At 46.9% G+C, this 25,974-nt stretch carries 25 protein-coding genes; 6 read left to right on the top strand and 19 right to left on the bottom strand.

Annotation, left to right across the window (positions count from 1 at the left end; translation table 11 throughout):
* Positions 1–113 precede the first annotated feature (113 nt).
* From proB to C0638_RS18710, 6 genes are read left to right on the top strand one after another with little or no spacing between them, the layout of a single operon-like run.
* A complete protein-coding gene (gene proB, locus C0638_RS18735) occupies positions 114–1,319 on the top strand; it encodes a glutamate 5-kinase (RefSeq protein ID WP_014599974.1) in 1,206 nt (401 codons plus the stop codon).
* A 12-nt stretch (positions 1,320–1,331) separates the two neighbouring features.
* A complete protein-coding gene (locus C0638_RS18730) occupies positions 1,332–2,624 on the top strand; it encodes a glutamate-5-semialdehyde dehydrogenase (protein ID WP_058711561.1) in 1,293 nt (430 codons plus the stop codon).
* 38 nt (positions 2,625–2,662) lie between these two features.
* Positions 2,663–3,529, top strand: coding sequence for a pyrroline-5-carboxylate reductase (proC, locus tag C0638_RS18725; protein WP_013371619.1), 867 nt, complete (start codon positions 2,663–2,665; stop codon positions 3,527–3,529).
* Positions 3,526–4,737, top strand: coding sequence for a 2,3-diketo-5-methylthiopentyl-1-phosphate enolase (locus C0638_RS18720; RefSeq protein ID WP_058711562.1), 1,212 nt, complete (start codon positions 3,526–3,528; stop codon positions 4,735–4,737). The genes proC and C0638_RS18720 overlap by 4 nt, the downstream gene beginning before the upstream one ends.
* Positions 4,734–5,411 carry a 2-hydroxy-3-keto-5-methylthiopentenyl-1-phosphate phosphatase gene (locus C0638_RS18715; protein ID WP_058711563.1) on the top strand — a complete coding sequence of 226 codons (678 nt, stop codon included), beginning with the start codon at positions 4,734–4,736 and terminating at the stop codon, positions 5,409–5,411. The genes C0638_RS18720 and C0638_RS18715 overlap by 4 nt, the downstream gene beginning before the upstream one ends.
* Positions 5,411–6,067: a methylthioribulose 1-phosphate dehydratase gene (locus C0638_RS18710; RefSeq protein ID WP_058711564.1), complete on the top strand. Its 657-nt coding sequence runs from the start codon at positions 5,411–5,413 to the stop codon at positions 6,065–6,067. Before C0638_RS18715 ends, C0638_RS18710 begins: the two co-directional genes overlap by 1 nt.
* Before the next feature lie 510 nt (positions 6,068–6,577).
* Here the strand turns inward: C0638_RS18710 and C0638_RS18700 are convergent.
* The 19 genes from C0638_RS18700 to panB all read right to left on the bottom strand — a co-directional run bounded on the left by C0638_RS18700 (position 6,578) and on the right by panB (position 25,915).
* Positions 6,578–7,189 (bottom strand): flavin reductase family protein, encoded by a 612-nt coding sequence (locus tag C0638_RS18700; RefSeq protein WP_013371623.1) that lies wholly within the window; start codon positions 7,187–7,189, stop codon positions 6,578–6,580.
* Positions 7,190–7,303: 114 nt separating this feature from the next.
* Complete coding sequence (locus C0638_RS18695; protein WP_058711565.1) at positions 7,304–8,086, bottom strand: hypothetical protein; 783 nt, start codon at positions 8,084–8,086, stop codon at positions 7,304–7,306.
* 1 nt (position 8,087) lies between these two features.
* Positions 8,088–9,353 (bottom strand): hypothetical protein, encoded by a 1,266-nt coding sequence (locus C0638_RS18690; protein WP_058711566.1) that lies wholly within the window; start codon positions 9,351–9,353, stop codon positions 8,088–8,090.
* A 90-nt stretch (positions 9,354–9,443) separates the two neighbouring features.
* Entirely contained in the window at positions 9,444–9,914 is a 471-nt protein-coding gene (locus tag C0638_RS18685; protein ID WP_013371626.1) for a hypothetical protein, read from the bottom strand.
* Positions 9,911–10,543 (bottom strand): RNA polymerase sigma factor, encoded by a 633-nt coding sequence (locus C0638_RS18680; RefSeq protein WP_058711591.1) that lies wholly within the window; start codon positions 10,541–10,543, stop codon positions 9,911–9,913. The genes C0638_RS18685 and C0638_RS18680 overlap by 4 nt, the downstream gene beginning before the upstream one ends.
* A gap of 169 nt (positions 10,544–10,712) precedes the next feature.
* Positions 10,713–11,441: a DnaD domain-containing protein gene (locus C0638_RS18675; protein WP_013371628.1), complete on the bottom strand. Its 729-nt coding sequence runs from the start codon at positions 11,439–11,441 to the stop codon at positions 10,713–10,715.
* Positions 11,442–11,444: 3 nt separating this feature from the next.
* A complete protein-coding gene (asnS, locus tag C0638_RS18670) occupies positions 11,445–12,740 on the bottom strand; it encodes an asparagine--tRNA ligase (protein WP_013371629.1) in 1,296 nt (431 codons plus the stop codon).
* 131 nt (positions 12,741–12,871) lie between these two features.
* On the bottom strand, positions 12,872–14,068 hold the full coding sequence (locus C0638_RS18665; RefSeq protein WP_013371630.1) for an acetate/propionate family kinase: 1,197 nt from the start codon (positions 14,066–14,068) through the stop codon (positions 12,872–12,874).
* Entirely contained in the window at positions 14,065–14,937 is an 873-nt protein-coding gene (locus C0638_RS18660; protein ID WP_013371631.1) for a 3-hydroxyacyl-CoA dehydrogenase family protein, read from the bottom strand. The genes C0638_RS18665 and C0638_RS18660 overlap by 4 nt, the downstream gene beginning before the upstream one ends.
* A gap of 136 nt (positions 14,938–15,073) precedes the next feature.
* A complete protein-coding gene (locus tag C0638_RS18655; RefSeq protein WP_013371632.1) occupies positions 15,074–16,576 on the bottom strand; it encodes an AAA family ATPase in 1,503 nt (500 codons plus the stop codon).
* Positions 16,569–17,102 (bottom strand): hypothetical protein, encoded by a 534-nt coding sequence (locus C0638_RS18650; RefSeq protein ID WP_058711567.1) that lies wholly within the window; start codon positions 17,100–17,102, stop codon positions 16,569–16,571. Before C0638_RS18650 ends, C0638_RS18655 begins: the two co-directional genes overlap by 8 nt.
* A gap of 306 nt (positions 17,103–17,408) precedes the next feature.
* On the bottom strand, positions 17,409–17,933 hold the full coding sequence (locus tag C0638_RS18645) for a cell wall elongation regulator TseB-like domain-containing protein (RefSeq protein ID WP_058711568.1): 525 nt from the start codon (positions 17,931–17,933) through the stop codon (positions 17,409–17,411).
* Between the two features lie 37 nt (positions 17,934–17,970).
* Positions 17,971–19,272: an amidohydrolase gene (locus tag C0638_RS18640; protein ID WP_058711569.1), complete on the bottom strand. Its 1,302-nt coding sequence runs from the start codon at positions 19,270–19,272 to the stop codon at positions 17,971–17,973.
* Complete coding sequence (locus C0638_RS18635) at positions 19,259–19,912, bottom strand: redox-sensing transcriptional repressor Rex (protein WP_013371638.1); 654 nt, start codon at positions 19,910–19,912, stop codon at positions 19,259–19,261. The genes C0638_RS18640 and C0638_RS18635 overlap by 14 nt, the downstream gene beginning before the upstream one ends.
* Before the next feature lie 27 nt (positions 19,913–19,939).
* Positions 19,940–22,822: an ATP-dependent DNA helicase DinG gene (gene dinG, locus C0638_RS18630; RefSeq protein WP_058711570.1), complete on the bottom strand. Its 2,883-nt coding sequence runs from the start codon at positions 22,820–22,822 to the stop codon at positions 19,940–19,942.
* 158 nt (positions 22,823–22,980) lie between these two features.
* Positions 22,981–23,613: a tetratricopeptide repeat protein gene (locus C0638_RS18625; protein WP_058711571.1), complete on the bottom strand. Its 633-nt coding sequence runs from the start codon at positions 23,611–23,613 to the stop codon at positions 22,981–22,983.
* An 82-nt stretch (positions 23,614–23,695) separates the two neighbouring features.
* Positions 23,696–24,079 carry an aspartate 1-decarboxylase gene (gene panD, locus C0638_RS18620; protein WP_025678543.1) on the bottom strand — a complete coding sequence of 128 codons (384 nt, stop codon included), beginning with the start codon at positions 24,077–24,079 and terminating at the stop codon, positions 23,696–23,698.
* Complete coding sequence (gene panC, locus C0638_RS18615) at positions 24,072–25,010, bottom strand: pantoate--beta-alanine ligase (RefSeq protein WP_102163693.1); 939 nt, start codon at positions 25,008–25,010, stop codon at positions 24,072–24,074. Before panC ends, panD begins: the two co-directional genes overlap by 8 nt.
* A complete protein-coding gene (gene panB, locus C0638_RS18610) occupies positions 25,007–25,915 on the bottom strand; it encodes a 3-methyl-2-oxobutanoate hydroxymethyltransferase (protein ID WP_102163691.1) in 909 nt (302 codons plus the stop codon). Before panB ends, panC begins: the two co-directional genes overlap by 4 nt.
* Positions 25,916–25,974: the final 59 nt, after the last annotated feature.

The raw sequence follows: 25,974 nt of genomic DNA, 5'->3' as shown, positions 1-25,974 counted from the left end.
TAGGCTGCAAGAATTTACCTGGACTCTCTCCCAACTCCTATCCCCGAGCGCCCTGCGCAATCAGGCGGTCCCTGCCGTTAACAGGTCTTAAGTGGGATGATCATGAATCATCAATGAAGGTGGTACCGCGGAAGCACAAACTTTCGTCCTTTGCATACAAAGGATGGAAGTTTTTTTGCATTAAAAAGAGTAAAATTAAGGAAGTGGACGTCTTGTCAACACGTATCGTCATTAAAATTGGTAGCAGCTCACTGACTGGAGTGGAAGGTGGCCTGAATCGGGAAGCTATCGCTTATTTTGCTAGGGAAATCAGCTTGCTTCGTGCAAAAGGCCATGAAGTGCTGCTGGTTACATCAGGCGCTGTAGCCGCCGGATTCCGAGAGATTGGGTATCCCTTTCGGCCCAAACTGCTGCATGAGAAGCAAGCGGCAGCTGCCGTCGGCCAAGCTCTTCTCATGCAAGCCTATGAGCAGGCTTTTAAAAATTTTGACCTCGTGATCGCACAGGTTCTGCTCACCCGTAGTGACTTTTTGAGCCGCAAACGGATGAACAACGCCGGAATGACTGTAGAAGAATTGCTGCGCCAGCAGGTTATCCCGATTTTTAACGAAAATGACACCGTATCGATTGACGAATTGAAATTCGGCGATAACGATATGCTGTCTGCACTAGTTGCCAATCTGGTCAAAGCCCAGCATTTGATTATCATCACGGATACCGATGGTGTATATACGGCTGACCCGCGCAAGCATCCAAACGCCGTACGTTTTGAACGTATCGAGGAAATTACTGAAGAGATTTATGCATTAGCCGGAGGTTCTGGATCAGCAGTAGGGACTGGCGGCATGCGCTCCAAAATCGAGGCTGCCAAAGTTGCTACACGCGGCGGTGTGCCTGTATATGTCGGCCGAGTAAGCGCAAATGGTGATCTGAACGCAGCTGTCGAAGGACACGGACCGGGCACTTATTTTGATACCCACCTCTCTTCACTGCCGATGAAAAAACAATGGCTTGGATTTATGTCCACCCCTCTGGGCTCGGTGCATGTAGACCAAGGGGCCGAAGAAGCGTTGGTACACGGAGGACATAGTCTGCTTCCGGTTGGCGTACGGCGTGTCGAGGGCAGCTTTCATGCCGGAGATGTCGTTGAGGTACTGGGACCGGAAAATAAGGTGTTAGGACGAGGCATTGTCAATTATGATGATGAACAGCTTAGAATGGTACAAGGTTTACCTAGCGGCGAGGTTGTGGGCAAAATTGGTCCCATCCATCGGCTTGAGGTGATCCACAGGGATGAATGGATTACATTATGTATGTAGGGAGGCCATAATATGAGTGATTTAACAACAAACACAGTGACAACAGCGGATAACCAATTCAGCGAAGTACGCACCAAAGCAAGTCTTGCGAAAAAAAGTGCCGGGGTTATGAACCGACTGACTACAGCACAAAAAAACGAGGCATTGCTTGCTATGGCAAAAGCTCTAGTGAACCATGCAGAAGAGCTGATTGCAGCAAACCATAATGACCTGAAACGTGGACGGGAACTGGGAACATCCGAATCACTGCTCGACCGCCTCAAGCTGACCGAGGAGCGAATCGGGGCTATTGCCGAAGGATTACGCCAGATTGCGGCGCTACCTGATCCAGTCGGCGACACGCTTGAGCAAATTGAACGTCCCAATGGTCTACGAATTGAAAAAATACGTGTACCGCTGGGTGTCATCGGTATCATATATGAAGCGCGTCCAAATGTAACCGTGGATGCAGCGGGCCTGTGCTTGAAAACAGGCAATCCGGTTGTACTGCGCGGTGGTTCGGCTGCTCTCTCCTCCAACCGCAAGATTATTGAAGTGCTTCAGCAGGCGCTAGACGCAACAGCCGTGCCACGCGAGGCGCTTCAACTCATTGAAGATTCAGATCGTGCCTCCGTCAATGAAATGCTCACCTTGAACGGCTTGCTGGATGTGATTATTCCACGCGGCGGGCGTTCACTCATTCAAAATGTTGTTCAGAATGCTACCGTGCCTGTCATCGAAACCGGGGCTGGCGTATGCCATACATTCTTGGACGCTACAGCAAATACAGAAATGGCCGAAGCGATTACACTCAATGCGAAGGTACAAAGACCGTCCGTCTGTAACTCGATGGAAACACTGCTCGTACACTCGGATTATGCACAAGCACATTTAACAGGATTGGCTGAACGTTTTCGTGATGCCGGGGTTGAGCTGCGCGGCTGTGTACGGACACGAGAACTGGCTCCTTGGGCTGTTCCTGTCACGGAAGAGGATTATGGCACCGAGTACAATGATTACATTTTAAACGTTAAAGTCGTACACAATTTGGACGAAGTACTGGAGCATATTGCCCGTTATGGTACGATGCATTCAGAGTGTATTGTCACTGAGAATAAAGCTCATGCCGATCGTTTTCTGCAAGAAGTGGACGCGGCAGCCGTGTACCACAATGCATCCACCCGCTTCACGGATGGCTTCGAGTTTGGATTTGGGGCCGAGATCGGAATCAGCACACAAAAATTACATGCCCGCGGCCCCATGGGATTGCCTGCCTTGACTTCAACCAAATACCGCGTGTACGGTACTGGACAAATCAGGGAATAATATCATAAATCAATCCGTATCTTTGGAGGTATGAATCCATGTGTGAATCACAAACAAAAGTGTTAATTAACGAGCAAATTACGTTTTTCGGGGCAGGTTCAATGGCTGAGGCTATTATTCGTGGGATGACGAATCGTTCTGTCGTCAAACGTGGCGGTATTACCGTCATCAACCGCAGTAATCAGGCTCGTCTTGAAGAACTTCAACAGCAATACGGAGTATTGTTCCAAACTGAAGATGCCGCCAAAACAGAACTGCTGCGTCATTCTCCAGTGATCGTGCTTGCCATGAAGCCTAAAGATGCTGCCGGGGCACTTGAACAGCTTGGTCCCCTCCTGTCAGATGAACAGCTGATCATTTCAGTCATCGCCGGATTGTCTATTCGTACCATGCAAACGTTGCTTGGTCGTAAGCAGCCAATCGCGCGGACGATGCCCAATACATCCAGCTCGATTGGACTGGGAGCCACAGGCATCAGCTTTTCCAAGGAGATCAGCGAAAGTCAACGTAAAAACGTGCTTACAATGTTCGAATCTGTAGGTACAGTCACGGTTATAGAAGAAGAGAAAATGGATGTATTGACCGGCATTTCCGGAAGCGGCCCTGCCTATGTCTACTACTTAATGGAAGCCATGATTGCTGGGGGAATCCGCGGTGGCTTGACTCCTGAACAAGCGCACGAACTAACAGTGCAAACTGCGCTTGGTGCAGCACGCATGGTGCAGCAAACCGGAGAGGAGCCTTCTGCCCTTCGTCACAAAATCATGTCTCCTAATGGTTCCACGGTAGCTGCATTGGAGACACTGGACAAAGGTGACTTCTACGAAACAGTGATTGCGGCGGTGCAGCGCTGCGCTGAACGATCCCGCGAGATGGGAGCTGTACTTAAGGAGGGGATTGAGTGAGCTATTGCCTGGCGACCTACCGAATATACGATGACAAAGCTGATTTTAACCAAAAGGCCCAATCTATTGCCATCGGCATGACGGTGGGTAGCTGGACTGAGCTCCCGCAGGCCAAGCGGGATGCGATGCAAAAACATCTCGGCTCTGTTCAATCTGTAGATATTCACGATGGAGGCCCCGGTGAGCGATACGCCGACTTGACGATTGCTTACCCGGATGTCAATTTCAGCCGAGACATTCCCGCTTTGATAGTTACAGTCTTCGGCAAAATTTCGATGGACGGCCGAATTAAGCTGATGAAGCTGGGGTTCTCGGAAGCATTCCTCTCTGCTTTTTCAGGACCGAAATTCGGTATCAGCGGCTTGCGCGAGCAGCTTGGCGTGTATGACCGGCCTCTGCTCATGAGCATTTTTAAATCCGTGATCGGGCTCAATTTGGACGAACTGCGTGAACAGTTTACCCGTCAGGCTCTCGGCGGCGTCGATCTGATCAAGGACGACGAGATCTTATTTGAAAATGCGCTGACGCCGATTGAAAAACGTGTCGAAGCCTGTATCCGAGCTGCCGAAGAGGCGGAGCGTGAAACTGGTAAAAAGCTGCTGTATGCTGCTAATTTAACCGGTCCAACCTCGCAGCTCAGGGCGCAAGCCCTCAAAGCTATCGACGCAGGCGCGAACGCGTTACTGTTTAACGTACTAGCCTACGGTTATGATGTGCTGCATGAACTTAGCAGCGATCCCGCCGTTTCAGTACCGATTGCAGCCCATCCTTCATTAGCGGGTGCTGCTTACCCCTCGCCTCATTATGGCATATCAGCGTCCGTCCTGCTCGGTCAGCTTATGCGGCTGGCTGGCGCTGATCTCGTCCTCTTCCCTTCTCCTTACGGTTCAGTGACGATGCCGCGTGAGGAAAACATGGCGATCCGCGATGTGCTGATCACCCCTGATTCACCGCTGAAGGCCTGCATGCCTGTCCCTTCCGCAGGGATACACCCCGGTCTAGTGCCGCTAATTGTCCGCGATTTTGGTACCGATGTGGTGGTTAACGCTGGAGGCGGTATTCACGGACATCCGCTGGGTACGGAAGCTGGCGGACGCGCCTTTGTGCAAGCGATTGAAGCGGTCCAGCAAAATGTCCCGCTGGCACAATACGCCCGCACTCATCCCGAGCTGCAATCTGCGCTCGACACGTGGGGAGGCGAACGATGAGCACTGCCAAGAAGCCTGTCATTTTTTGCGATTTTGACGGGACCATTACAAACAGCGATAATATTGTCGCTATTATGAAGCATTTTAAGCCTGCGGGCTATGAGCCCATCATGCATCAAATCGTGAGCGGACATATGTCCATTCGTGAAGGCGTAGATGCGATGTTCGCCCTGATGCCTTCAGAACTTAAGGAAGACATCATCACATATGTACTTGGACAAGCGGGTATACGTGAGGGCTTTGCACGCTTTTTGGACTTTGTACGAGAGCAGCAGATTGAATTTTTTGTTACTAGCGGGGGCATTGATTTTTTTATTGATCCATTGCTAGAACCGTTCGACATCCCGCAGGATCACATCTTTTGCAACGGAGCAGATTTTTCCGGGACTCACATCCAGATCACGTGGCCGCATCCATGTAATGAGCCGTGTAAGAATGACTGCGGCATGTGCAAAACGACCGTCATTCGTCAATACCCTCCCGAGCAATACGAACGGATTTTGATTGGCGACAGTCTGACCGATTTTGAAGGTGCCAAAATTGCCGATCTTGTGTACTCCCGCTCGCATCTGACATTAAAGTGTCAAGAGCTTGGCGTACCGCATGTACCCTTTGAGACATTTGATGATATTATCGAGGATTTAAAGCAAAAACAGGAGCAGGGGGTACTGTAATGAGTTTTAACTTGGCAGACATTTCATTCGAGGAAAAACGCCGTTCGTTGGAAGAACTCGCTGATGTCAAGGAGCTATTCGCCTCTCGTAACTGGTTCCCAGGTACAAGCGGCAATCTGTCGATCCGAATCGGTGATTTTCATCCTGAACAATTTTATTTTGCAGTCACCGCTAGCGGCAAGGATAAGACCAAACGCACTCCTGAGGATTTTCTGTTCGTAGACCAATACGGAAAAGCAGCAGAAGCCACAAACCTCAAGCCAAGTGCAGAGACGCTCATCCATTGCGAAATTTACCGCCTGACAGGCTGTGGAGCAGTTTTTCATGTGCATACCGTGTTTAACAACCTGATTTCTGAATACTACGGCGAGCAGGGCTTTGTACCTGTGCAAGGCATCGAGCTCATTAAGGCTTTTAACATTTGGGAGGAAAATGCCGCCATCCAGATTCCCGTGCTGCCAAATTATGCCGATATCGCCTTGATTGCCAAGCTGGTACCAGGCGTGCTGAATGATCAGGTTCCAGGAATTTTATTGCGTAATCATGGCATTTATGCATGGGGTCGTGATGTGTTTGAAGCTAAAAAGCATCTAGAGGCGTTTGAATTTCTGTTTGAAACGACCTATCGCTCCCTACTACTGAAAACTTCGAAATGAATAAATCATAAATATTAAAGATGCATATCATTGAATTGTAAAAGTGGTCATTGAATATCGAGAACGGAACCTAGCGAAAGCACGGAACGTTCTTTTTTTATTAAAAAAGCAACCTGTCCTACTGGCGACATAAAATCTAATCTTTTTTTCTCAAATTGAGCTTTTAAATCCGATGAAGGTATCACTGAAAATTGAAAGGCAACTGGGGTGATAAGGTGAGTAAAGAATTAGAGGATACCATTTGTGATTACTGACTTTAACATAAAGGTGTTATCTTCAGATTTTGTACATGCAACATACTGTACTGAGTCGATTGATACCGGAAATAAGTCATTAAGAAGTTCCATTTGGAAATTAAATGAAGGGCAATGGCAAATGATTTTTCATCAGGGAACCCCAACCCAGTAGGAGCCCATTCTAAACCCTCGATCTCCTAAATCCTACAAACATCTTTGAATATTTTCATTGCCTGGCAAATTCCTTTTACTTGATGTTGTAAAAAAACGTCCCCTATTGGGGACGTTCCAGCGTGAATTGCTCTCCTAGCTTCGCATAGTTGTTTCCAGCCAACCGACTCACCGGACGCAACTCCTTGGCGATCACATATGTATTTTGGTACGCTTCCTCCGACAAATGATACTGCACTACACGCCCAATTAATAGATCACAGGCAGGTGTGTCCTCCTTGCCTCCCAGCGGTATCACTTTCTCCAAAATACATTCCAACCGTATTTTCGCTTCAGTCACACCAGGAACGGCGATTTTTGTACTCTTAATCGGGGTAAGACCTGCCAGTGCAACCTCACTCTCCTCCGGCGCCAGACGGGAAGCCGTCACATTCACCGCCCCCACATTGTCTTCGTCTGTAATATGTACGACAAAAGCATTATGCTCCATGGCATTACGTGCTGTATCTTTGGAAACTCCATCGACACGCTGTACAGATACAGACAGCAGTGGCGGCTCGGCGGCAACGATGGAAAAATAACTGAACGGAGCACCATTCAGCACGCCTTCGCTGCTCAAAGTCGTTACAAACGCTACCGGCCTTGGGATAATACTTCCGGTCAACAGCTTATAATTTTCACGCTCTGTAAGTGTGTCAGGATTCAATGAAATCATTTTTTCCCTCTTTTCCGGTTACATTCGCTCTTCGAATGCATATCATCAAGTTACGCTCCCTTACAAGTATCGCGCGTATAATACAAAATGTAAAGCTGAAGCTGGAAACATTCTCTATTTTTCAATCACATTTCCCTGACTGTCACGCACAGTAACCGCTATTCCCTCAGGTACCGCAATGGTAACGTCCAGCTGATGATGTGTTTGCATAAAACGTGTGGGAACCTGGCTGAGAAGTACATATAGTGTATCTCCAATATGCTTGGTCTGATACAGCTCGGTTCCTTTGAAATCATCCTCATTGCCTGTATATACATAACTCCCGAACACATGCACCTCCGGTGAGGTGGTTGCGTCAATTTTGACCGCATAAGGATCTTCACCCTGCACAATCACCTTAGTTACTCCGGCAGGCAGTTTTTCATGCCAGTCTGGAAGAATCCTTGTTTCCTGAACCGAACTCATTATTTCTCTAACTTGCGGAGTGATCCCCAGTGAACTGACCAATGCAAATCCGATACAACAAAAAACCAATACCGCCGTAATAAACATACTGAACAGGTCATAGCGAATGCGCTCACGTGTTCCTTTCCAAGCAGTATACATTAAAATTTCCAGTCCCAGCAAAACAAATACGACAGGCCACCAGGTTAGCGCCTGATCCAGTATGCCTGCTCCCCAAAACTTGGAAGCAAACGTTATACCGCCCAGCAGCACCAAGAACAGCCCCATGGATAGCCTTCCGACTTTCCACACCCCTGTTGGCGCGTTGGAGTTCTTAGAGGGACCATTCTTATGGGATGAAGTGCCCAATAAGCCTATCGCCCCATTTACATCGTTCTGAGAGTGATGGGCTCCCTTGAAGGAAGCCTCACTCTTTGAAAATTCAGTATCCATTTTATCGTTTCTCCTTTGCTCGCTTAGATTTGGAATTACCGATCATCATCCAAACACCGCCGCCAATTAGTAGGAAGGAGACAATAATGGTTCGTAAATACATGTCAACTATATTGTAAATTTGTCCATCCGGGAACAGACGGTCCAGTGTGGGAACAAGTACGTTAATCAGGATGTAGTATGCACCTAGCAGAAGGAGTCCGAAGCCTACCCAACGGTGATATTGAGCAAACATACCGATCACAGGCTTGTCGATCAGCTGCTCCTGTCCATAACGGCTTACCTGCTGCAATGCATCAAAAAAGCTGTAAAACCACACCACCGGGATTAGGAACAAAAAGAGTGAAAGATGCAGCACATCCAGTATATAGATAAATCCTAAAAACAGTAGCATGAGCTGGAGTCCACGTTTTTGCAAACCAATATACATATGCCCAGCACCGGGAAATACCGATAAAATGGTAGCCAACATTTTACTACGACGTCCCTCAACTCTTCCATACTCCAGTTCCTCAAACAAAGTCCGGTCCTGAAGAATGTCTCCGGCTTGTTTACGATGTACATGCTGCACCGCATCAAACATGCAATACAACCAAATAATCGGCAACACGCCCGCAAACGCCAAAAATCCGGATTCGTTCGTTATGCTCGTAATAAAGACGAGGATCGCGCCAAAGCCAAAGAAGGATAGCAGAAAAGACAAGCCACGCTGCATTAGCCCCAAATGAAGGTGTCCCAATCCAGGAATAAATGACAGCAAAATCGTAAAAAATCGTTCATTGTCCGATCCTTTTTGAAAAGCAGGTGATCCTGCCATACCATAATGTCCTTGTTGATAATGGTTATACCCCGGCGCATATCCCATACCTGCCCCCGGGGCATTCGTGCCTGTGTCTGTTGCCCCCTCTGGTACCTCTCCTGTTAAATCCGCCTGTCCATAAGGTCCACTTTGCGAGTAAAAGCCATATGGATTGGGTCCTGCATGAGGGGGATAAGGAGCAGCGACTGCGCGAGGATCGTAACGTAATAAGCTAATCACGATATGCAGCATGCTGAGTCCCCATAAAAGAGCAGCAATAAAAATACTCACCAAAAAAGGCGTTCCGTCACTTGCTACCACTGAAAAAAATATTCCCCCTGCCAGACATCCGAAAAACAAAATGGTATATACAAACGCATTGGCTTTTCTGGTCCAGTAATAGTGTCCTACACCCGGAATAATGTTCAATAGAAATGCCAAGAGCTTGCTTCGTTCCGTATAAGGCATTGCTACACTTCCTTTCTATTTACGGGATCTTGATACAAATTCCCAACAGATGGTTGACTTTAAACTTGTTCATCTTACCCTTAACTTAATTTAGGGCTTTAATTTATCGAGCCAGGTTGTCGTAGCTTGCATGACTTCTTCACTGTAAGAGACGCGTTCTTTTGGAGGAATCGGCTTATCGCCTGTTTGCGGCATCATTTTGTCAAAGGCTCCACTGGAAAGCAAGATCAACGTCAGACTTGCGGCAACAACATAGTGAAACACAGGTTTTTCAAACCAGCGGCGTTTTTTGAATAAAACTTGATTTGGTTCCATTTCTATCTCGGGAAGAACCGCCATTACCTGATCTGTGAAGCGCTCCGTGTCCATCCAGGCAGAGTAATCTTTCAAGGTTGGCTCTAATTGCTCCAGTGCGACAAGATATAGCATAAGCGCCTGTTCATCTTCCAATAAGAGCTTTTCCAGTCGGGTAGATTCCTCTATCGAACAAGCTCCTGAAATGTATGCATGCCAGTCATTCGTTTGCCCTTCCATCCACGGTCTATCCTGTTGGTCAGTCATTGCCATTCCTCCTCCTTCCAGTGATTTCGAATCCATAGTCGTGCCCGGTAGAGTCTGGACTCTACCGTTTTTAAAGCTACCTGCGTCTCTTCTGCAATTTGGTCGTAGGTTTTACCCTGCATATAGTAAGCTTGAATAATATCCCGATGCTGCTGGGGTAACTGGGCGATTTTTTGTGATAGTTCTACCGTTTGCTCTTCGCGAATGAGACGGGCCAGTACATCCTCATCCGGGGAAGGGAGCTGCACAAGGGATTGCGCCACGTCTATAAGCTCTGCGGGCCGCCTATCTTGTTTACGTTTGATATCCAACGCTTTATGAAGCGCAATTCGGCTCAGCCACGTTTTAAACCCTTCGTTCCGGTACTGGGGGAGAGACTTGTACACCTGAACGAACGACTCCTGCGCGGCATCCTCCGCTTCCTTGCTGTCATGCAGTACCGAATAAGCCACATGAAATACATGCTTGCTGTACAGCTCTACGATCTCACGGAACGCCTGCCGATCACCAGACCGGATTCGTTCAATGATTCTCTCTATATCAATGACGCTCTCCCCCTTCCCAATACTATAGACGCCAGGAATTTTTCTCCCCCTGCATATTTCGAAAAAAAAATTTAAAAAGGACACACCCTTCAAATCGGAAAGGTGTGTCCTCTATCATTAAAGTCTACTTAATCACTTTAATTTTCTGCCCTTCATCTGCACAGGCGAAACTCCCCGGTTGTCCATGTATCGCCCTTTCAATGTGAAAGCCATAGTGCATCAATTTACTACCTAAAAGGCTCAGTCTGCTACTTTAATTGCGACCGCCACCACGGAATCGCTGGGCATATTCTTTCGCATCCTGTGCATTACGGACCCGGTTTCGGCTCCATTCTAGCAAAATACGATCTATATACCGGAAATGTACCTTCCCAGCAAACACCGCTTCCTTCAAAGCCAGTAAAATCAGTTCCTCCGGATACCGATCCTGATCCACCCAACTGCTGATCGTCTCGTACTCCATCGGTGATAATGGTCGTCCGAATTCTTTCTCAAAAATCGTAAATAAATTTCGTTCTTCTGTAATTGGGGATTCTGATAATCCATTCAGTAAATCGGGCTTCCCGGCAAACAAAATGTCATCTTCATCGCGCTGCTCCGAACGCTCGGCGATCATACATTCAGCCAGCTTGCGATACAGACCCGCCAAGTTATAACGTTCAAATTGGACGGATGAGCTGCGGTCTTCCACGGAATCTATTCGCAAAAACCCTTCTTTCATGAGCTTACTGAAATAAAGCGCGATTTCGTTTGCAGTGCATCCGATACGAGCCTGCAATTGCTCCCATGTCGGAAATTCATTACGTTCCGCTTGTTTAAATGCAAGTAACTGCATCAGTAGCAGCATTTCACCATCCGTCAGCCGAAGCGTCCGATAATGCTTGAGCAGAGCGTAGGGAATTTGAACCATTCCGGTTTCCATAGCATAGGCTACTCCCTCCGCCCATTCTGCCGCTGATGTCTTGTCGAATGATCCTGTCATTGATTATGGATACAAACGATACAGCATGCGTGGGAACGGAATCGTTTCACGTACATGATCGAGTCCACAAATCCATGCTACTGTACGCTCCAGTCCCAATCCAAAGCCAGAATGCGGAACGGAACCATATGTGCGAAGATCCATATACCATTGATAGGCTTCACGTGCCAGGTTATGCTCGTTAAAACGTTCTTCCATCAATGCTGGATCATCAATCCGTTGGGAACCCCCGATAATTTCGCCATAACCTTCAGGAGCGATCATATCAGCACACAGAACAACCTCTGGGCGGGCTGGGTCAGGTTTCATATAGAATGCTTTAATGTGAGTCGGCCAATGCGTAATGAACACAGGCTTGTTATATCTTTCGGCAATAGCTGTTTCATGAGGAGCACCAAAGTCTTCCCCCCACGGGATATCGAATCCTTCACCTTGAAGGAAGGCAATCGCCTCATCGTACGTAATCCGTGGGAACTCGCCTTGAATTTGCTCCAGCTTCGAAACATCGCGTCCGATGGCTTCAAGCTCCTTCGCACAATTTTTCAGAACTGACTGCACGATATGGCTTACAAACTGCTCCTGAACGCGCAAGGATTCTTCATGATCCACAAAAGCCATCTCAGGCTCGATCATCCAGAACTCAATCAGGTGACGACGTGTTTTGGACTTTTCCGCACGGAAGGTTGGACCAAAGGAATATACTTTACCCAGCGCCATTGCCGCAGCTTCCATGTACAACTGTCCGCTTTGTGTCAAATAGGCATCTTCGTCAAAATATTTGATATGGAACAACTCTGTTGTGCCTTCTGCAGAAGAAGGAGTCAAAATAGGCGGGTCTACCTTCGTAAAACCGTTGCCGTTGAAAAATTCCTGTATAGCACGGATAATTTCCGCCCGTATGATCAGGACTGCACGTTGCTTGGCGGAACGCAGCCACAAATGGCGATGATCCATCAGGAAATCTACACCGTGCTCTTTAGGGGTAATCGGGTAGTTTTCGGTCAAATGAATTATTTCTATACCTGTAACCGTTAATTCATAGCCCGATTGACTGCGCGGCTCCTCACGCACGATTCCAGTTACATATAGGGAGCTTTCTTGAGTCAAGGATTTGGCATCATTCCAAATATCCTCAGACACTTCGCTTTTTACGATAACCCCTTGAATATACCCGCTACCATCACGTAGTTGCAGGAACTGAATTTTACCGCTAGATCGCTTATTGTTTACCCAAGCGCCGATTGTAACCGTTTCCCCTACATGGCGGCCCACTTGGGCAATCGTACTTTTATTTGTCATGACCGTCTCTCTCCTTGAACCGAAATCAAACAGCCCTTCCCCTTGGGTCAGGCTGTTTGCTCTCGCTGTTTGGTGCATGTGGTACTTAAACCATAGTTCCACATGTATAAAGTTTAAACTTAGGGACCGAACTACTGAACCAGACGGAACGTGTCACGGGCAATTACCAGTTCTTCGTTTGTTGGAATGATCAGTACTTCTACCTTTGAATTTGCAGTTGTAATCCGACGAATCTCGCCAGAACGAATAGCATTCAATGATTCATCCAGCTCGATACCGAGGAATGTCAGTTGTTCCAACACTCTCTTACGCAGAACGATGGAGTTCTCGCCTACGCCTGCCGTAAATACAATTACGTCTACCCCGTTCATTGCGGCAGCATACGAACCAATATACTTGCGCAGACGGTATTCATACATTTCAAATGCCAATGTAGAATTAGCTTCGCCTTTTTCCATACCTTCAGTGATTTCACGCATATCACTGCTGATACCAGAAATAGCTAGAAGTCCACTATGCTTGTTCAGCATCGAATTGACCTCATTGACAGTCAATTCTTCTTTGTTCATGACATAAGGTACGATTGCTGGATCCAAATCACCACTACGAGTACCCATCATCAGTCCTTCCAGTGGAGTCATACCCATGGAAGTATCTACAGACAAACCGCCTTGAACTGCTGTTACACTACCACCATTACCGATATGGCAAGTGATAATCTTCAGGTCTTCCAAAGGACGGCCGACAAATTTGGCAGCTTCCTTACTTACAAAGTCATGGGAAGTGCCGTGTGCACCGTAACGACGAACCTTGTACTTATTGTACAACACTCTTGGTATGGCGTACATATAAGCTTTTTCTGGCATGGTTTGATGGAACGAAGTATCAAACACCACAACTTGTGGTACTTCTGGCATATTCAATTCAGCCGCTTTAATCCCCATCATGGATGCGGGATTATGCAGTGGAGCCAGGTCGAACAAGCGACGGATTTCACTCTTCGCTTCAGGAGTTACGAGCGCTGACTGTTTGAAGATTTCGCCTCCATGAACCACACGATGGCCCACAGCCTGAATTTCGCTAATACTGGAGATAACACCATGCTCTGCATCTGTGAGTGCATTCAGCACTTTACGGATGGCAGTAGTATGCTCCAAAATTTCGCTAACTTCAGTGTATTCTTCCTTATTGGTTGGTTTATGCGTCAGAATTGAAGAGTCCATACCGATACGCTCTACCAATCCTTTTGCTAAAACGGACTCGTCCGTCATATCATACAATTGGTATTTCAGGGAAGAACTCCCTGCGTTGATTACGAGAATTTTCATATCCGGTCACCATCCTTGTCATACTTAAAGAAGCCTTCGCCCGATTTCACGCCCAGATTACCTGCACGCACCATTTTCTTCAGGACGATGGACGGACGGTATTTCAGTTCGCCAAATTCACGGAACATCCGCTCCAAAGCAGCCAAAACGGAATCCAGACCAAAGCGGTCAGCCATTTCCAAAGGACCGTTTTGGAAGTTGTAGCCGATGCGCATAGCATCGTCAATATCTTCCGCAGAAGCTACGCCCTCTTGAAGTACATGAGCTGCTTCGTTAATTAGCAGACAGATAATCCGGCTAGTTACAAAGCCAGGAGATTCATAAATCATGACTCCTTTTTTCTCCACGATTTCTTCTACGAACATTTTCGTGTTTTCAAAGGTATCGTCTGAAGTTTTCAAACCACGAATAATTTCTACAAGATCAATACGGGATACTGGATAAATAAAGTGCATACCAATAACACGCTCTGGATACTTGGTCGAGCTGGCAAGCTCGGTCAGGCTCAGCGTGGATGTATTACTTGCAAGAATAATGTTGCTTGGACACACATGATCCAGCTCTTGGAAAACAACCTTTTTCTCGTCCAGATTCTCTGTAATGGTTTCAATGACCATATCACAGCTAGCGAGCTCCGCCAGATGGGATACTTTTTCAATGCGAGATAAAATCAGTTTTTTCTCTGCTTGGGTGATTGCCCACTTTTCCAGTTGCTTGTCTAGACTTGTTTCAATCATATTATAAGCGTAGTCTAGTTTCTCTGGTGTCTGCTCTACTAGCAGCACATCGATTCCTTTGGACGCGAGCATTTCAGAAATACCTTGTCCCATGGTGCCGCCGCCAATGACGCCGATTTTTTTAAATTGCATGGTTCTTAACTCCACCCTTTCCTGGTCACTCTCATATATTGTATCCTTCTTTGTCGAAAAATACATGTTTATGTCCCAATAGATAATAATATCTTAGCACGGACTAAAAGTAAAAAAAAATAACCAGCATAAAAAATTATGCTGGTAATAAAGCATTTTCACTAAATTGACATCTAAATTGATCCCCGGACAGAGTTTCTTCCTTCATCAGAATGTCAAGAGAATTGTCGAACACAGGACGATGCTTTTCCAGCAACTCCAAAGTCCGATTATGCAGGTCATTCATAATTTCGCCATTTTCCCGCATAAGTTCCTCTTTTGTAACCATTTCCATGTTAATAATCCCAAGAGAAGTCAAACCGGAAGTCATCATCGTATGAACAATGTTCAGCGCCTGCTCAAAATCATTACTTGAGCCCGTACTTCGACCGCCATAGTACATTTCTTCCGCAGTAGCCCCTGCGAGCGAGATCATAATCTGCTCCTCCAGGTACTGCTTGGTATATAAATAATGTTCTTGCTGTGGATTGTGACGCACGTAACCGAGCGCTTTCCCACGCGGGCTGAGCGCTACTTGACTTACGCTACCGGGACGGACGATTTCAGCCATAATAGCATGTCCCAGCTCGTGAATCGCTACACGCTTTTTCTCTTCCAATGTTGATTCTCGGTCTGTTTTTTCACCCATCATCACCTTGTCAATCGCCATGGATAGATGACTCTGCGCAATCATTTGACGATCCTGTCTCATTGCATAGATGGCCGCTTCATTCATGACGCTCTCCAACTGTGCACCGGAAAAACCGTAAGACTCCTCAGCGATTTTGTCCAAATTAGCATCTTCCTGAATCGGTTTGTTTTTGGCATGAATTTTAAGGATATGAAGACGGCCCTTCTTATCAGGCAAGTCTACTTGAATATGGCGGTCAAAGCGTCCTGGACGCGTTAAGGCGCTGTCCAGCATTTCTTTACGGTTTGTTGCCGCAATAAGTAATATCCGCGGTGTATCTGCCGAATAAATGCCATCCATTTCTGTCAGCAACTGATTCAAAGTCTGATCATATTCTCGTTGCTGTCCACCCTCACGCTTACCACCAATAACATCAATCTCGTCAATAAAAATAATTGCATTTTCTTTCTTTTCCTTGGCTGCACGAGTGCGAGCCTCCCGAAACAACTCACGGACACGACCTGCACCGACACCCACGTACATTTCAACAAATTCACTGCCTGAAGCTGCAACAAACACAGAATTGGTGTAGTGTGCAGCTGCTTTCGCCATCAGCGTTTTTCCTGTTCCCGGAGGGCCTGTAAGCAAAACGCCTTTCAATGGACGAATACCAAACTTGGAAATTTCATCATGCCGATTCAAAAAATCCAAGGCTTCACGCAATTCCTGTTTAGCGCTTTCTTGTCCACCAATTTCCTCAAAAGTCAGCTTGTCCGGACCATTTTTTTTACGTTTGCGCTCTTGCCCGGCACCTACGGCCAAGCCGCCACGAGCATGCATGAGCATTAACAAGCCGCTGAGCATCACGCCCGCAACCAGAAGAGGGATAATATTCACCCCAATAAAAACGAGAAATATAATGGTCACCGGCACAATACCGATTAATATTTCCTTGATCCATCTAGGCATTAGGCCATACCCCCATTTGCTGAGATTGACGTGGCAAAACGATAAACTTAGTCGCATTGCCTTCGCTGAGTCGGATATAGACATTGTTTGAATCCATATCGGTATCAGCCTTGATACCTGCTTTTTTCTTTTTCATCTGCTCAACTGTAGATGAAATTTGAGTATACTTTTTATTTTCCATCGCTTCGGCTACAGGAAACATAGCCTCAGACCACCATTGATTCAGTGCTGAATTGGAACGATCTGCGATATCCAGCTTAATGGTACGGCTGCCAATGATGGATTGCCCTTTTTGCTTAACCACATCAACCAATCCGGCCACATCCGCCTGCGGTTTGAGATCTAGTTTCAATACGACCTGATCCTGTTTAATATCTATTTGAGCGCTTGTCACGCCTGGATATTGAGATACCAGTTTTTCCAGAGGACTTTGCATTGTAACCTGACGGTAAATGAACCATCCCCCAAACATCAACAAGGCTGCCACAACGGCCGCCACAACAATAGGAACTGCACGCAATTTCAAACAACATCCTCCTCTCAAAATGTAAAACCCAGAAGAAACGGGACGAATGTCAACAAACAACCAAATTGCATGATCTTATAGAGATCAGCAACTCATTTTTCTATCATTTTTGTCTATCACTTATAAAATATAGTATATCATAACGTGAATCTAATATCGAAGGCAATGTGTGGAGGAGTTGTGATTTTCGTAGCAGCAAAAAAAGACGTAAATACGATTTAAATCGCATTTACGTCTTTTCAACTTCAATCAGTTATTCTTTTAACAATACATTGCTTTCACCATCATCACTACTCCCATAACACGCTAGTAATTAGGCAAAGTATACTTTATCCCCGTCGATGCTCCATCTGAGAAACGGTAAAAGGTATAGTTGTGATGGCTTTCATCATCGTAAAACAGTTGCCATACATATTCGCCATTGAACACACTCGGTTGGAGCCTTACAATTTTTGCATTTGGAAGTTGCTGCTGAATTATCGCTGTCATTTTTTGCTCGTCGACTCCGTTTTTCATCAGCTCGGTATGAACACCGCTTGGATCTGCGACAGGTACGTTAGGTTGTCCTTCCATTTTTTGAAAAGGGACCCACACCATTATATTTTCATTCTGTGCGTTTTTTCCTTGAACCACCCAATATATCTGATCCCACACAGACTTCCATGTCTGAGTCGTGCTAACCAGACCACCTGATTGCTTGGCCTTAATGATAGCGGCATTTTTCTCAGCCACCTGGTCTTGAGTAACATAGGAATAATACCAGAAAATGCTGACCAGAATCAGTATTACGGCCAAAATGGCGACCGCTATCCATTTCTTCTTATTTTTCAAACCTGTGCTTCCTCTCTAAGGGGATGTGACACCTGAATTAGCGCGACAGCAGCCCTTCAAAGGCGGCTTGTGCCTCATGTTTGATACGTTCCTCGTCCATCGTCAGGCATTCGCCGTTTTTCACAACCTGTCGACCGTCTACCCACACATGAGCCACGTCTTTGGCACTTGCAGAGTATACGGCATGGGAAATAAGATCTGTACGCGGCAAGAAATGGGCCTGATTCAGATCTAGCGCGATAAAGTCAGCCTTGTTGCCTGCTGCCAGCGTTCCTACTTCTTTTAAACCAATCGACTTTGCACCATACTCTGTTGCCAGACGCAGTGCTTCATTTGCAGGAACTGCTGTTGGGTCGCCAGATACTCCCTTGTGAATGAGTGCCGCCAGACGCATTTCCTCGAACATATCCAGGTTATTATTGCTGGCAGGACCGTCTGTTCCAAGAGAAACAGTAACTCCTGCACGCAGCAATTCAGGCACTCTAGCTACACCACTTGCCAGCTTCAAGTTGCTGCCTGGATTATGTGAAACCGCCACACCTCGTTCCGCTAATAAAGCTATCTCTTCGTCGTTCAAGTGTACGCCGTGGGCAACAAGTGAAGGGCGGGAGAAAAAGCCAAGCTTATCTAAGTGTGCAACTGGACGCAAACCGTAGTCGCGTACGTTTTGCTCAACTTCGGCGATCGTCTCGGACATGTGCGTATGCAATGGTAAATCGAGATCATGTGCTGCTTGAACAAATTTCTCAATAAACGCTGGCGGGCATGTGTATGGGGCATGCGGAGACATCATCGTTGTGATACGTCCGTCTGCTTTTCCATGCCAGTTACGGGCAAAAGTCACGGCCTCAGCCAGCTTGATCCGCTGTTCTTCTTCTGAACAGAGTCCAATGGCTCCACGCATCAAACTTGCACGGATGCCCGACTCTTCAGCTACACGTGCCACCTCATCCATATGATCGTACATATCCAGGAAAGTTGTGGTTCCACCTTTCAGCATTTCCAGCACTGACAAGGATGTTCCCCAATACACATCCGTAGATGTAAACTTGGCTTCCATAGGCCACATTTTTTCCTGAAGCCAGACTTGAAGTGCCAAGTCATCTCCATACCCTCGCAGCAGAGACATCGCCGCATGACCATGAGTATTAATCAGACCAGGCAAAAACAATAACCCGTTACCGTCGATTGCTTCCGTCTCTTCCTCACCCGGAGGCAGAGTCTCGCCAATGTAAGTAATACGGCTATCCTCCACAATCATAAAACCATGGATTACCCCAGCTTCAGGTCCATTCACGGCAAAAGAACCGTTTTTAATCATCCATTTATTCACTGTCATATTGTGCTTCTTCCTTTCCGTCCTCCAGGTAATAAGCGAGGCTAAGCAAATCAGTTGTAAAGTCTGTGGCATGTATCCGAATGTTAGCCGGTGCCTTGAGAATGATAGGTGCAAAGTTTAAAATCGCTCCAATTCCACTCTCAATGAGCCTATCAGCTACGTGTTGTGCCTCAAAATCAGGTACAGTAATAATCCCGATTCGAATATTTTTTTCTTTTACAGTCGTTTCCAATTCATCCATCGGCTGAACGACTAAGGTATTGATTCTGGTCCCAACCTTATCCGGGAACGCATCAAATACCGCCACAATCTTCATATTGTCTTTTAAATAAGCGTTATAGTTTGATAGGGCTTGACCCAGATTACCCGCTCCGACCAATACCACATTAATTTGCTGGTCGATTTTCAGGATATGGCGTATTTTCTCAATTAGATAAGAAACATCGTAACCGATACCCTTCCGACCAAAATCGCCAAAATAGGCAAGATCTTTACGAATTTGGGCTGGATTTAAATCTAACCTCTGTCCCAGCTCTTGAGAAGAGACCGTAGCCACCTCCCGTTTGTGCAGTGCATTCAGATAACGTAAATATACGGGTAATCTCCGTACGACAGCCTCTGAAATTTTATCTGATTTCATACTTGCTCCCCCTAATTGTAACGGACTTTAGGTGTCCGTCCGTTGTGCCTCTGTCTCCGGGGCGGATTGGAGCCATTCGGCGATGCGGGGCACCATTTGCTCCGATGGCATATGCTCCATTTTTGGTCCCGGTAACGAGTACAAAAAGTGCTTTCCATAATAGGATTCGATCACACGCGTATCGTAAACGATAACGACTCCGTGGTCGCTCGCTGTACGTACCAATCGTCCAAATCCCTGTTTGAAGCGAATAACTGCTTGTGGTACAGACAGCTTCATAAATGGATTCTTCTTCTGCTGCTGCAGCAGCTCGCTTTTTGCCTCCAGTAACGGGTGATTGGGCGGTTGAAACGGCAAGCGAACGATGGCCAGACAAGTCAAAGCCTTCCCTGGAATATCAACGCCTTCCCAGAAGCTGCTGGTTCCCAGCAATACAGAAGCCTTGGCTTCCTGAAAACGACGGGTTAGCTTGCTGCGGCTCCCACTGTCTACACCTTGTCCTAACACGGTAATATCGCTGGATGCTAACGCCTCTTTGAGTGGCTCATACACTTGCCGGAGCATCCGATAGGAAGTAAACAGAACAAGCATTCTCCCCCGCGTCGCCTGGGCAGTCGCTCCTAGAGAGCTAACGAGCATCTCTACAAAATGTGCATCCCCTACACTGCCCTTCACACTCGGAAAGTCTCGCGGAATGACCAGCAACACCTGATCCCTGTAATTAAAAGGTGATGGGAGCTGTGACGTCATTAATCGTCCTTGATCCGCTGCCTCCTGCAAGCCGAGTTGATCGGTCATGTACTGAAACGACTTATCTACCGATAAAGTAGCAGATGTCAGAATAATACTTCTTTTTTTGTCAAAAAACATTTCTTTCAACTGGCGGCTCACATCGACGGGCACTGCATAAAATTGCAATGATTTACTACGGAATTGCCCACTCGCTTCGAGCCAATATACGGTTGTTTCATCATCGAGTCGTATAAAGAAGCGCAAATTTTCCCTAATCCCCGCCAAATCCTTAAGCAGACCCGTGATATCTGTAATGAGACTATCCGCCGCATAATCGTCGTGTTCTTCCTTGACATCCAGCATCAGCTTGTCGCCCTTGCGCAAAATTTCACTCAACGTTACATAAAGCTGATTTTCCAACGCCGCCGCATGATCCCACTTTGCAGGCTTGGCCGACGGTTTGAGACGCGAAGAAAATTGCCCCGTTTCACCCGGTGTGGCATCAGACCGCTCTGGCAACATACCAAACAACTTATCGCTTAGCAGGTCCCAAGTTTCCTTAACCTCTAACACGAGTGGGTACAGCTGATCAATGGTCGAGGCCCATTCCGTCGACTTCTCATGCCCCGACTTTGCCAACTGCTGACGTAACGAAGGCAATTGTCCGTTCTTACTGTCCTTGAACAATCGAGTCAGCGTATGCACGAGTGTGAAATATTTCATATGCATGCCCAGGTGCTTACCGGCTACTTCCTCTAGATGATGTGCTTCATCAATGACCAGATGTTCATAGCTGGGCAATAGCTGGTGACTTGCTTTGACGTCGGTGAACAGCTTGGAGTGATTCGTTATAACCACATCCGCTGTTCCTGCTTCATGACGTGCACGATGATAGTAGCATTTGCGGAACCATGGGCAAGAACGACCAAGACAGGACTCGGAATCACTAGCTACTGTTTCCCAGAAATCCCCTCCACGGTTGCTCAGGTTTAGTTCCTCATCATCACCGGTTTCTGTCAGAGTCAGCCAGACAATCATTTGAGCCGCTGTAATCAAGTCTTCCTTTGGTGTCGCGAAGTCTCTTCTGTTTATTTTATGTTCAAACTTACGCAGACACAAATAATGCCCCCGACCCTTAAAAATGGCAGCCCGGAACGGGAACGGAATCACTTTTGTCAGCATCGGAATATCACGCTCTCGCAATTGCTCCTGCAGATTAATGGTATGCGTGCTTACTGTGACCCTCTGCCCATATTTTACACTGTGGTACAGTGACGGAAGCAAATAGCCTAGGGACTTCCCTGTTCCTGTACCCGCCTCGATCAACAAATGCTTATCTTGAGTCAGGGCTTGATTTACACCCTCAATCATTTGTGTTTGCGCCTCGCGCTCCTCATATTGGCTCAAGGATGAACGCAAATTGTCCCGCACATCATCCATATACTCCTCAAAGGAAACGCCTGAGAGTGGATTCGGATCATCTTCTCTTCGTGGAGTAGCCAGTTCGGTCCAATCTTCCACTTTAAGCGCAAGCTGACGAAAAAACTGATGTTTCTCCAAATCCTGAATAGGGTCTAGCTCTTTCTCTTCTCGTATGCCGTCAAGAAACCAACCCAGGTCACTGTCTTCCTCTGCGAACAAATCGCTGAGCCGCTGTATCGTTATCAGAGGTAATGCCTGAAGCTCACCCAGACATTTTAAAAACACCTCAGCCGTAGCCAACGCGTCGCTGTCTGCTTGATGAGGGCGGTCATGCGCCAGCCCAAACTCTGAGGAAACAAAACCCAACTGATAAGAAGATAACGACGGAAACATAATTTTCAGAAAATCCATCGTATCCAAAATTCTACCGCTAAAGGGTAAATATCCACACCGGTCCAAAGCGCTTTGCAAAAAATTGAAATCAAACGCCACGTTATGACCGACCAGCACGACATCGTCCAGCATAGGCACGAGCTCCATCATCATTTCTTCGAGTGCAGGTGCATCCTTGACGTCATCATCTGTAATTCCGGTCAATCCGGTGATAAAAGGTGGAATAGATCTGCCAGGGTTTACATAAGAGCCGTAAACACGGGAAATGCTGTTATCATGATCTATAATTGCAAGTCCGACTTGAATGATGTCATCCGCGGACTGGGTGCCTGTCGTTTCAAAATCCAATACCGCAAATTTCATTCGAGCTTAATCCTTTCTTATGACACATACAAAAATAATAACTCTGTATAATAGCATAGCAGAAGATTGTCTGTTTGGAAATTAAGACAGTCAAAAAAAGACGATGCACACACCGCCTAAGGAGGTGAGCATGCATCGTCTTACTCGGTGTCTGACAACTACATCCAAGTCAACAAGGAACTGTCGTAGCGAAGCTTTTCGGCACCGGACAAACAGGCTTGCATATTGTGCAGTGGCTCGGGCAGCGTTGGATCGAACTGATGAGCGAGAGCAAAATATTTTTGCGCCTCTTTTACGTCTGCCTGCTTTGCCATCAAACAGCCTAGCGCATTATAGATGACCGCTTTTAGCCCTGGCTGTTCAGTCAGGTGTAGCACCTTTTGAAACTGGCTTATAGCCTCTGCTGGATCATCCAGTTGAAAATGCGCCATTCCCATATACATGCGACTCTGCCAGCTGTTCGGAAAATGCTGTAGCACCTGCTCAAATTGCTGGATTGCCTCCGGGTACATAAGCAATCGATAATACCCCTGCCCCCGGTCAAATGCCGGTAGCTCCTTTTCAGGCAGCTCAGCGTCAGACATGTCGGCCTCTGCGGAAAAGCCGGCTGCACGCAGGCAAACCATTTTTTCCTCAAAGGCCAGCCACTCATCCATAATTCCGTCACTCATTCTCCGCAGCAGACTCCAGTGCTGTAGCAGCTCCTGTCTGCGGGGGCCCTGGGCTGATGGGTAATGCTTCACGATATCATCTAACATGCTGTTCATTTCTGCGAATACATGCTGGAACATGTGCATCCCGCCCTTACGAAAGATGGATTAATACACTCACATTTTTCGCTTAAAAGACGGGTTTCATCCGCATTCCCATTCATTACATGATCGTTGCGTGTACTTCCTTGCTCATCGTTTGGGCTGGTTTATTATGTTCATCCACAAATACCACAGTTGGTTTGTATGTTTTGGCCTCTTCATTTGACATGGAAGCATAGGAAATAATAATGACTGTATCACCAGGCTGGACCAAACGGGCTGCCGCACCGTTAAGACAAATCACACCGCTCCCACGTGGTCCGGGGATCACATAGGTTTCCAATCGAGCTCCATTGTTATTGTTTACAATTTGAACCTTTTCATTCTCCAGCAGATCCGATGTCTCCATTAAATCTTCATCTATGGTAATACTGCCCACATAGTTCAGGTTGGCTTCAGTAACCGTCGCGCGGTGAATTTTAGATTTCATCATGGTTCTAAACATGGGAAAGTACCTCCACTTTCTGTATTCTTATATTATCAATCAGTCGGGTATTCCCAAATTTTACGGCTAGTGCAACAATGACATCTTCTTGCACATCACATAGGCGCTGCTCAGGGCGAAGAGGCTCCAGGCCAGGAAATGTTAATATTTCAATGTAGTCAATATCTGCCAAAGGAGATGAGGAGATGGTCGACTCCACCATTTGATGTAACTGCTCAATCGTAATGGTGTTCTGTACAATATCTTCGCTCACTTCTTGCACCTTGCGCAGTGACTGGGACAGCACTAACGCCTGCTCACGCTGTTCCGCACTTAAATATACATTGCGGGAGCTAAGAGCCAAACCATCGGCCTCTCTGACGATAGGACAAGGTATGAGGGTCACATTCATATTGAGATCGGCCACCATTTGTTGAAGCACAGCAACCTGCTGCGCATCCTTCATTCCAAAGAAAGCCAAATCAGGACCTACCATGTTAAACAGCTTAGCTACCACTGTAGTTACACCATCAAAATGGCCAGGACGGGAAGCGCCGCACAAGCGGTCTGTCAGAGCGGATACGTGAATTTTAGTTTGAGTTGGCTGCGGATACATTTCTGCTACAGTCGGCATAAATACAATATCCACGCCTTCACGTCGCGCTACTTCCAGATCACGAGCTTCATCGCGAGGATAGCTGTCTAGATCTTCGGTAGGTCCAAATTGAATCGGATTTACGAAAATGCTAAGCACCACCGTATCTGCCATTTCACGCGCCTTTTGCATCAAGCTTGCGTGCCCTTCGTGCAGGTATCCCATGGTTGGTACAAAGCCGACTTTATGTTGCAGTAAAGAGGCAGAATCGTGTAAAGTTTTTGCTCCATTGGCTCCAAGTTGGCGACGTTCGGCAATAACCTTGCGTAGTTGAGCCACTTCTCTTACGATGATCATGACTGAGATTCCACCTTTTCCTTAGCTTGTTCCTGCGCTTGTCCTTTTGCCTGTCCGTACAAGGACTCCAGGGACTCCACAACACAGTCATCCGCGCTGAACACATGCTCTGCGGCCGGGAATGCCCGCCCTTTTACATCGCTCACATACTGCTCAATGCTGCTGCGGATCATGCCGCCTACATCTGCATAAGTTTTTACAAATCGTTTACTGAAATATGGCGATGCATATTGAATCAGATCGTGGTAAACGAGTACTTGACCGTCACAGCCACGTCCTGCACCGATTCCAATGGTTGGAATAGAAAGTTCTTTAGAGATCGCCGTTGCCACTTCCTCAGTCACCAATTCCAAGACAATACCAAAGGCACCCGCCTGCTCTAATGCCTTGGCATCTGCCATCAACCGGCGTGCGTCTGCTTCGTCCTTACCTTGAATGCGATAGCCGCCAATTTGATTAACCGATTGCGGAGTAAGCCCGATATGGCCCAGTACAGGCACACCTGCCTGAACAGTCGCTTTTACGACATCGGCAATCCCAGCTCCGCCCTCCAATTTAACAGCATGCGCATGTCCTTCCTGCATCAGACGGCGGATGCCTTGAAGACTTTCGGATATGCTGCTGTGATATGTCATAAAAGGCATGTCCGCTACGATAAATGTATGCTCAGCGCCTCTTGCGACTGTCCGGGAATGGTACACCATATCATCCAAGGTCACAGGGATGGTTGAATCGTAACCAAGAACTACGTTACCCAGCGAGTCACCCACGAGAATGATATCAATTCCCGCCTCCTCGGCTATTTTAGCCGATGGATAATCATAGGCGGTCAGCATACTGAGCGGAATGCCCTCTTGCTTCATTTTTTTCATTTTTACAATATTCAGTGCTTGTTTTCCTGCCATTGCGAATGGCTCCCTTCCATCTTTTTTTGGCACAAAAAATAACCTTTTATGAACGCCTG

It is taken from the genome of Paenibacillus sp. lzh-N1, from assembly GCF_002872435.1.
In the GTDB taxonomy this organism is placed as follows: Bacteria; Bacillota; Bacilli; order Paenibacillales; family Paenibacillaceae; genus Paenibacillus; species Paenibacillus polymyxa_C.
This window is presented reverse-complemented; position numbering and strand designations above follow the sequence as displayed.

What these genes read in the sequence shown, in the direction of transcription:
- proB (WP_014599974.1), top strand. Translation starts at nt 114, where the DNA reads ATGAAGGTGGTACCGCGGAAGCACAAACTTTCGTCCTTTGCATACAAA.
- C0638_RS18730 (WP_058711561.1), top strand. Translation starts at nt 1,332, where the DNA reads ATGAGTGATTTAACAACAAACACAGTGACAACAGCGGATAACCAATTC.
- proC (WP_013371619.1), top strand. Translation starts at nt 2,663, where the DNA reads ATGTGTGAATCACAAACAAAAGTGTTAATTAACGAGCAAATTACGTTT.
- C0638_RS18715 (WP_058711563.1), top strand. Translation starts at nt 4,734, where the DNA reads ATGAGCACTGCCAAGAAGCCTGTCATTTTTTGCGATTTTGACGGGACC.
- C0638_RS18710 (WP_058711564.1), top strand. Translation starts at nt 5,411, where the DNA reads ATGAGTTTTAACTTGGCAGACATTTCATTCGAGGAAAAACGCCGTTCG.
- C0638_RS18700 (WP_013371623.1), bottom strand. Translation starts at nt 7,189, where the DNA reads ATGATTTCATTGAATCCTGACACACTTACAGAGCGTGAAAATTATAAG.
- C0638_RS18695 (WP_058711565.1), bottom strand. Translation starts at nt 8,086, where the DNA reads ATGGATACTGAATTTTCAAAGAGTGAGGCTTCCTTCAAGGGAGCCCAT.
- C0638_RS18690 (WP_058711566.1), bottom strand. Translation starts at nt 9,353, where the DNA reads ATGCCTTATACGGAACGAAGCAAGCTCTTGGCATTTCTATTGAACATT.
- C0638_RS18685 (WP_013371626.1), bottom strand. Translation starts at nt 9,914, where the DNA reads ATGACTGACCAACAGGATAGACCGTGGATGGAAGGGCAAACGAATGAC.
- C0638_RS18675 (WP_013371628.1), bottom strand. Translation starts at nt 11,441, where the DNA reads ATGACAGGATCATTCGACAAGACATCAGCGGCAGAATGGGCGGAGGGA.
- asnS (WP_013371629.1), bottom strand. Translation starts at nt 12,740, where the DNA reads ATGACAAATAAAAGTACGATTGCCCAAGTGGGCCGCCATGTAGGGGAA.
- C0638_RS18665 (WP_013371630.1), bottom strand. Translation starts at nt 14,068, where the DNA reads ATGAAAATTCTCGTAATCAACGCAGGGAGTTCTTCCCTGAAATACCAA.
- C0638_RS18660 (WP_013371631.1), bottom strand. Translation starts at nt 14,937, where the DNA reads ATGCAATTTAAAAAAATCGGCGTCATTGGCGGCGGCACCATGGGACAA.
- C0638_RS18655 (WP_013371632.1), bottom strand. Translation starts at nt 16,576, where the DNA reads ATGCCTAGATGGATCAAGGAAATATTAATCGGTATTGTGCCGGTGACC.
- C0638_RS18640 (WP_058711569.1), bottom strand. Translation starts at nt 19,272, where the DNA reads ATGACAGTGAATAAATGGATGATTAAAAACGGTTCTTTTGCCGTGAAT.
- C0638_RS18635 (WP_013371638.1), bottom strand. Translation starts at nt 19,912, where the DNA reads ATGAAATCAGATAAAATTTCAGAGGCTGTCGTACGGAGATTACCCGTA.
- dinG (WP_058711570.1), bottom strand. Translation starts at nt 22,822, where the DNA reads ATGAAATTTGCGGTATTGGATTTTGAAACGACAGGCACCCAGTCCGCG.
- C0638_RS18625 (WP_058711571.1), bottom strand. Translation starts at nt 23,613, where the DNA reads ATGTTCCAGCATGTATTCGCAGAAATGAACAGCATGTTAGATGATATC.
- panD (WP_025678543.1), bottom strand. Translation starts at nt 24,079, where the DNA reads ATGTTTAGAACCATGATGAAATCTAAAATTCACCGCGCGACGGTTACT.
- panC (WP_102163693.1), bottom strand. Translation starts at nt 25,010, where the DNA reads ATGATCATCGTAAGAGAAGTGGCTCAACTACGCAAGGTTATTGCCGAA.
- panB (WP_102163691.1), bottom strand. Translation starts at nt 25,915, where the DNA reads ATGGCAGGAAAACAAGCACTGAATATTGTAAAAATGAAAAAAATGAAG.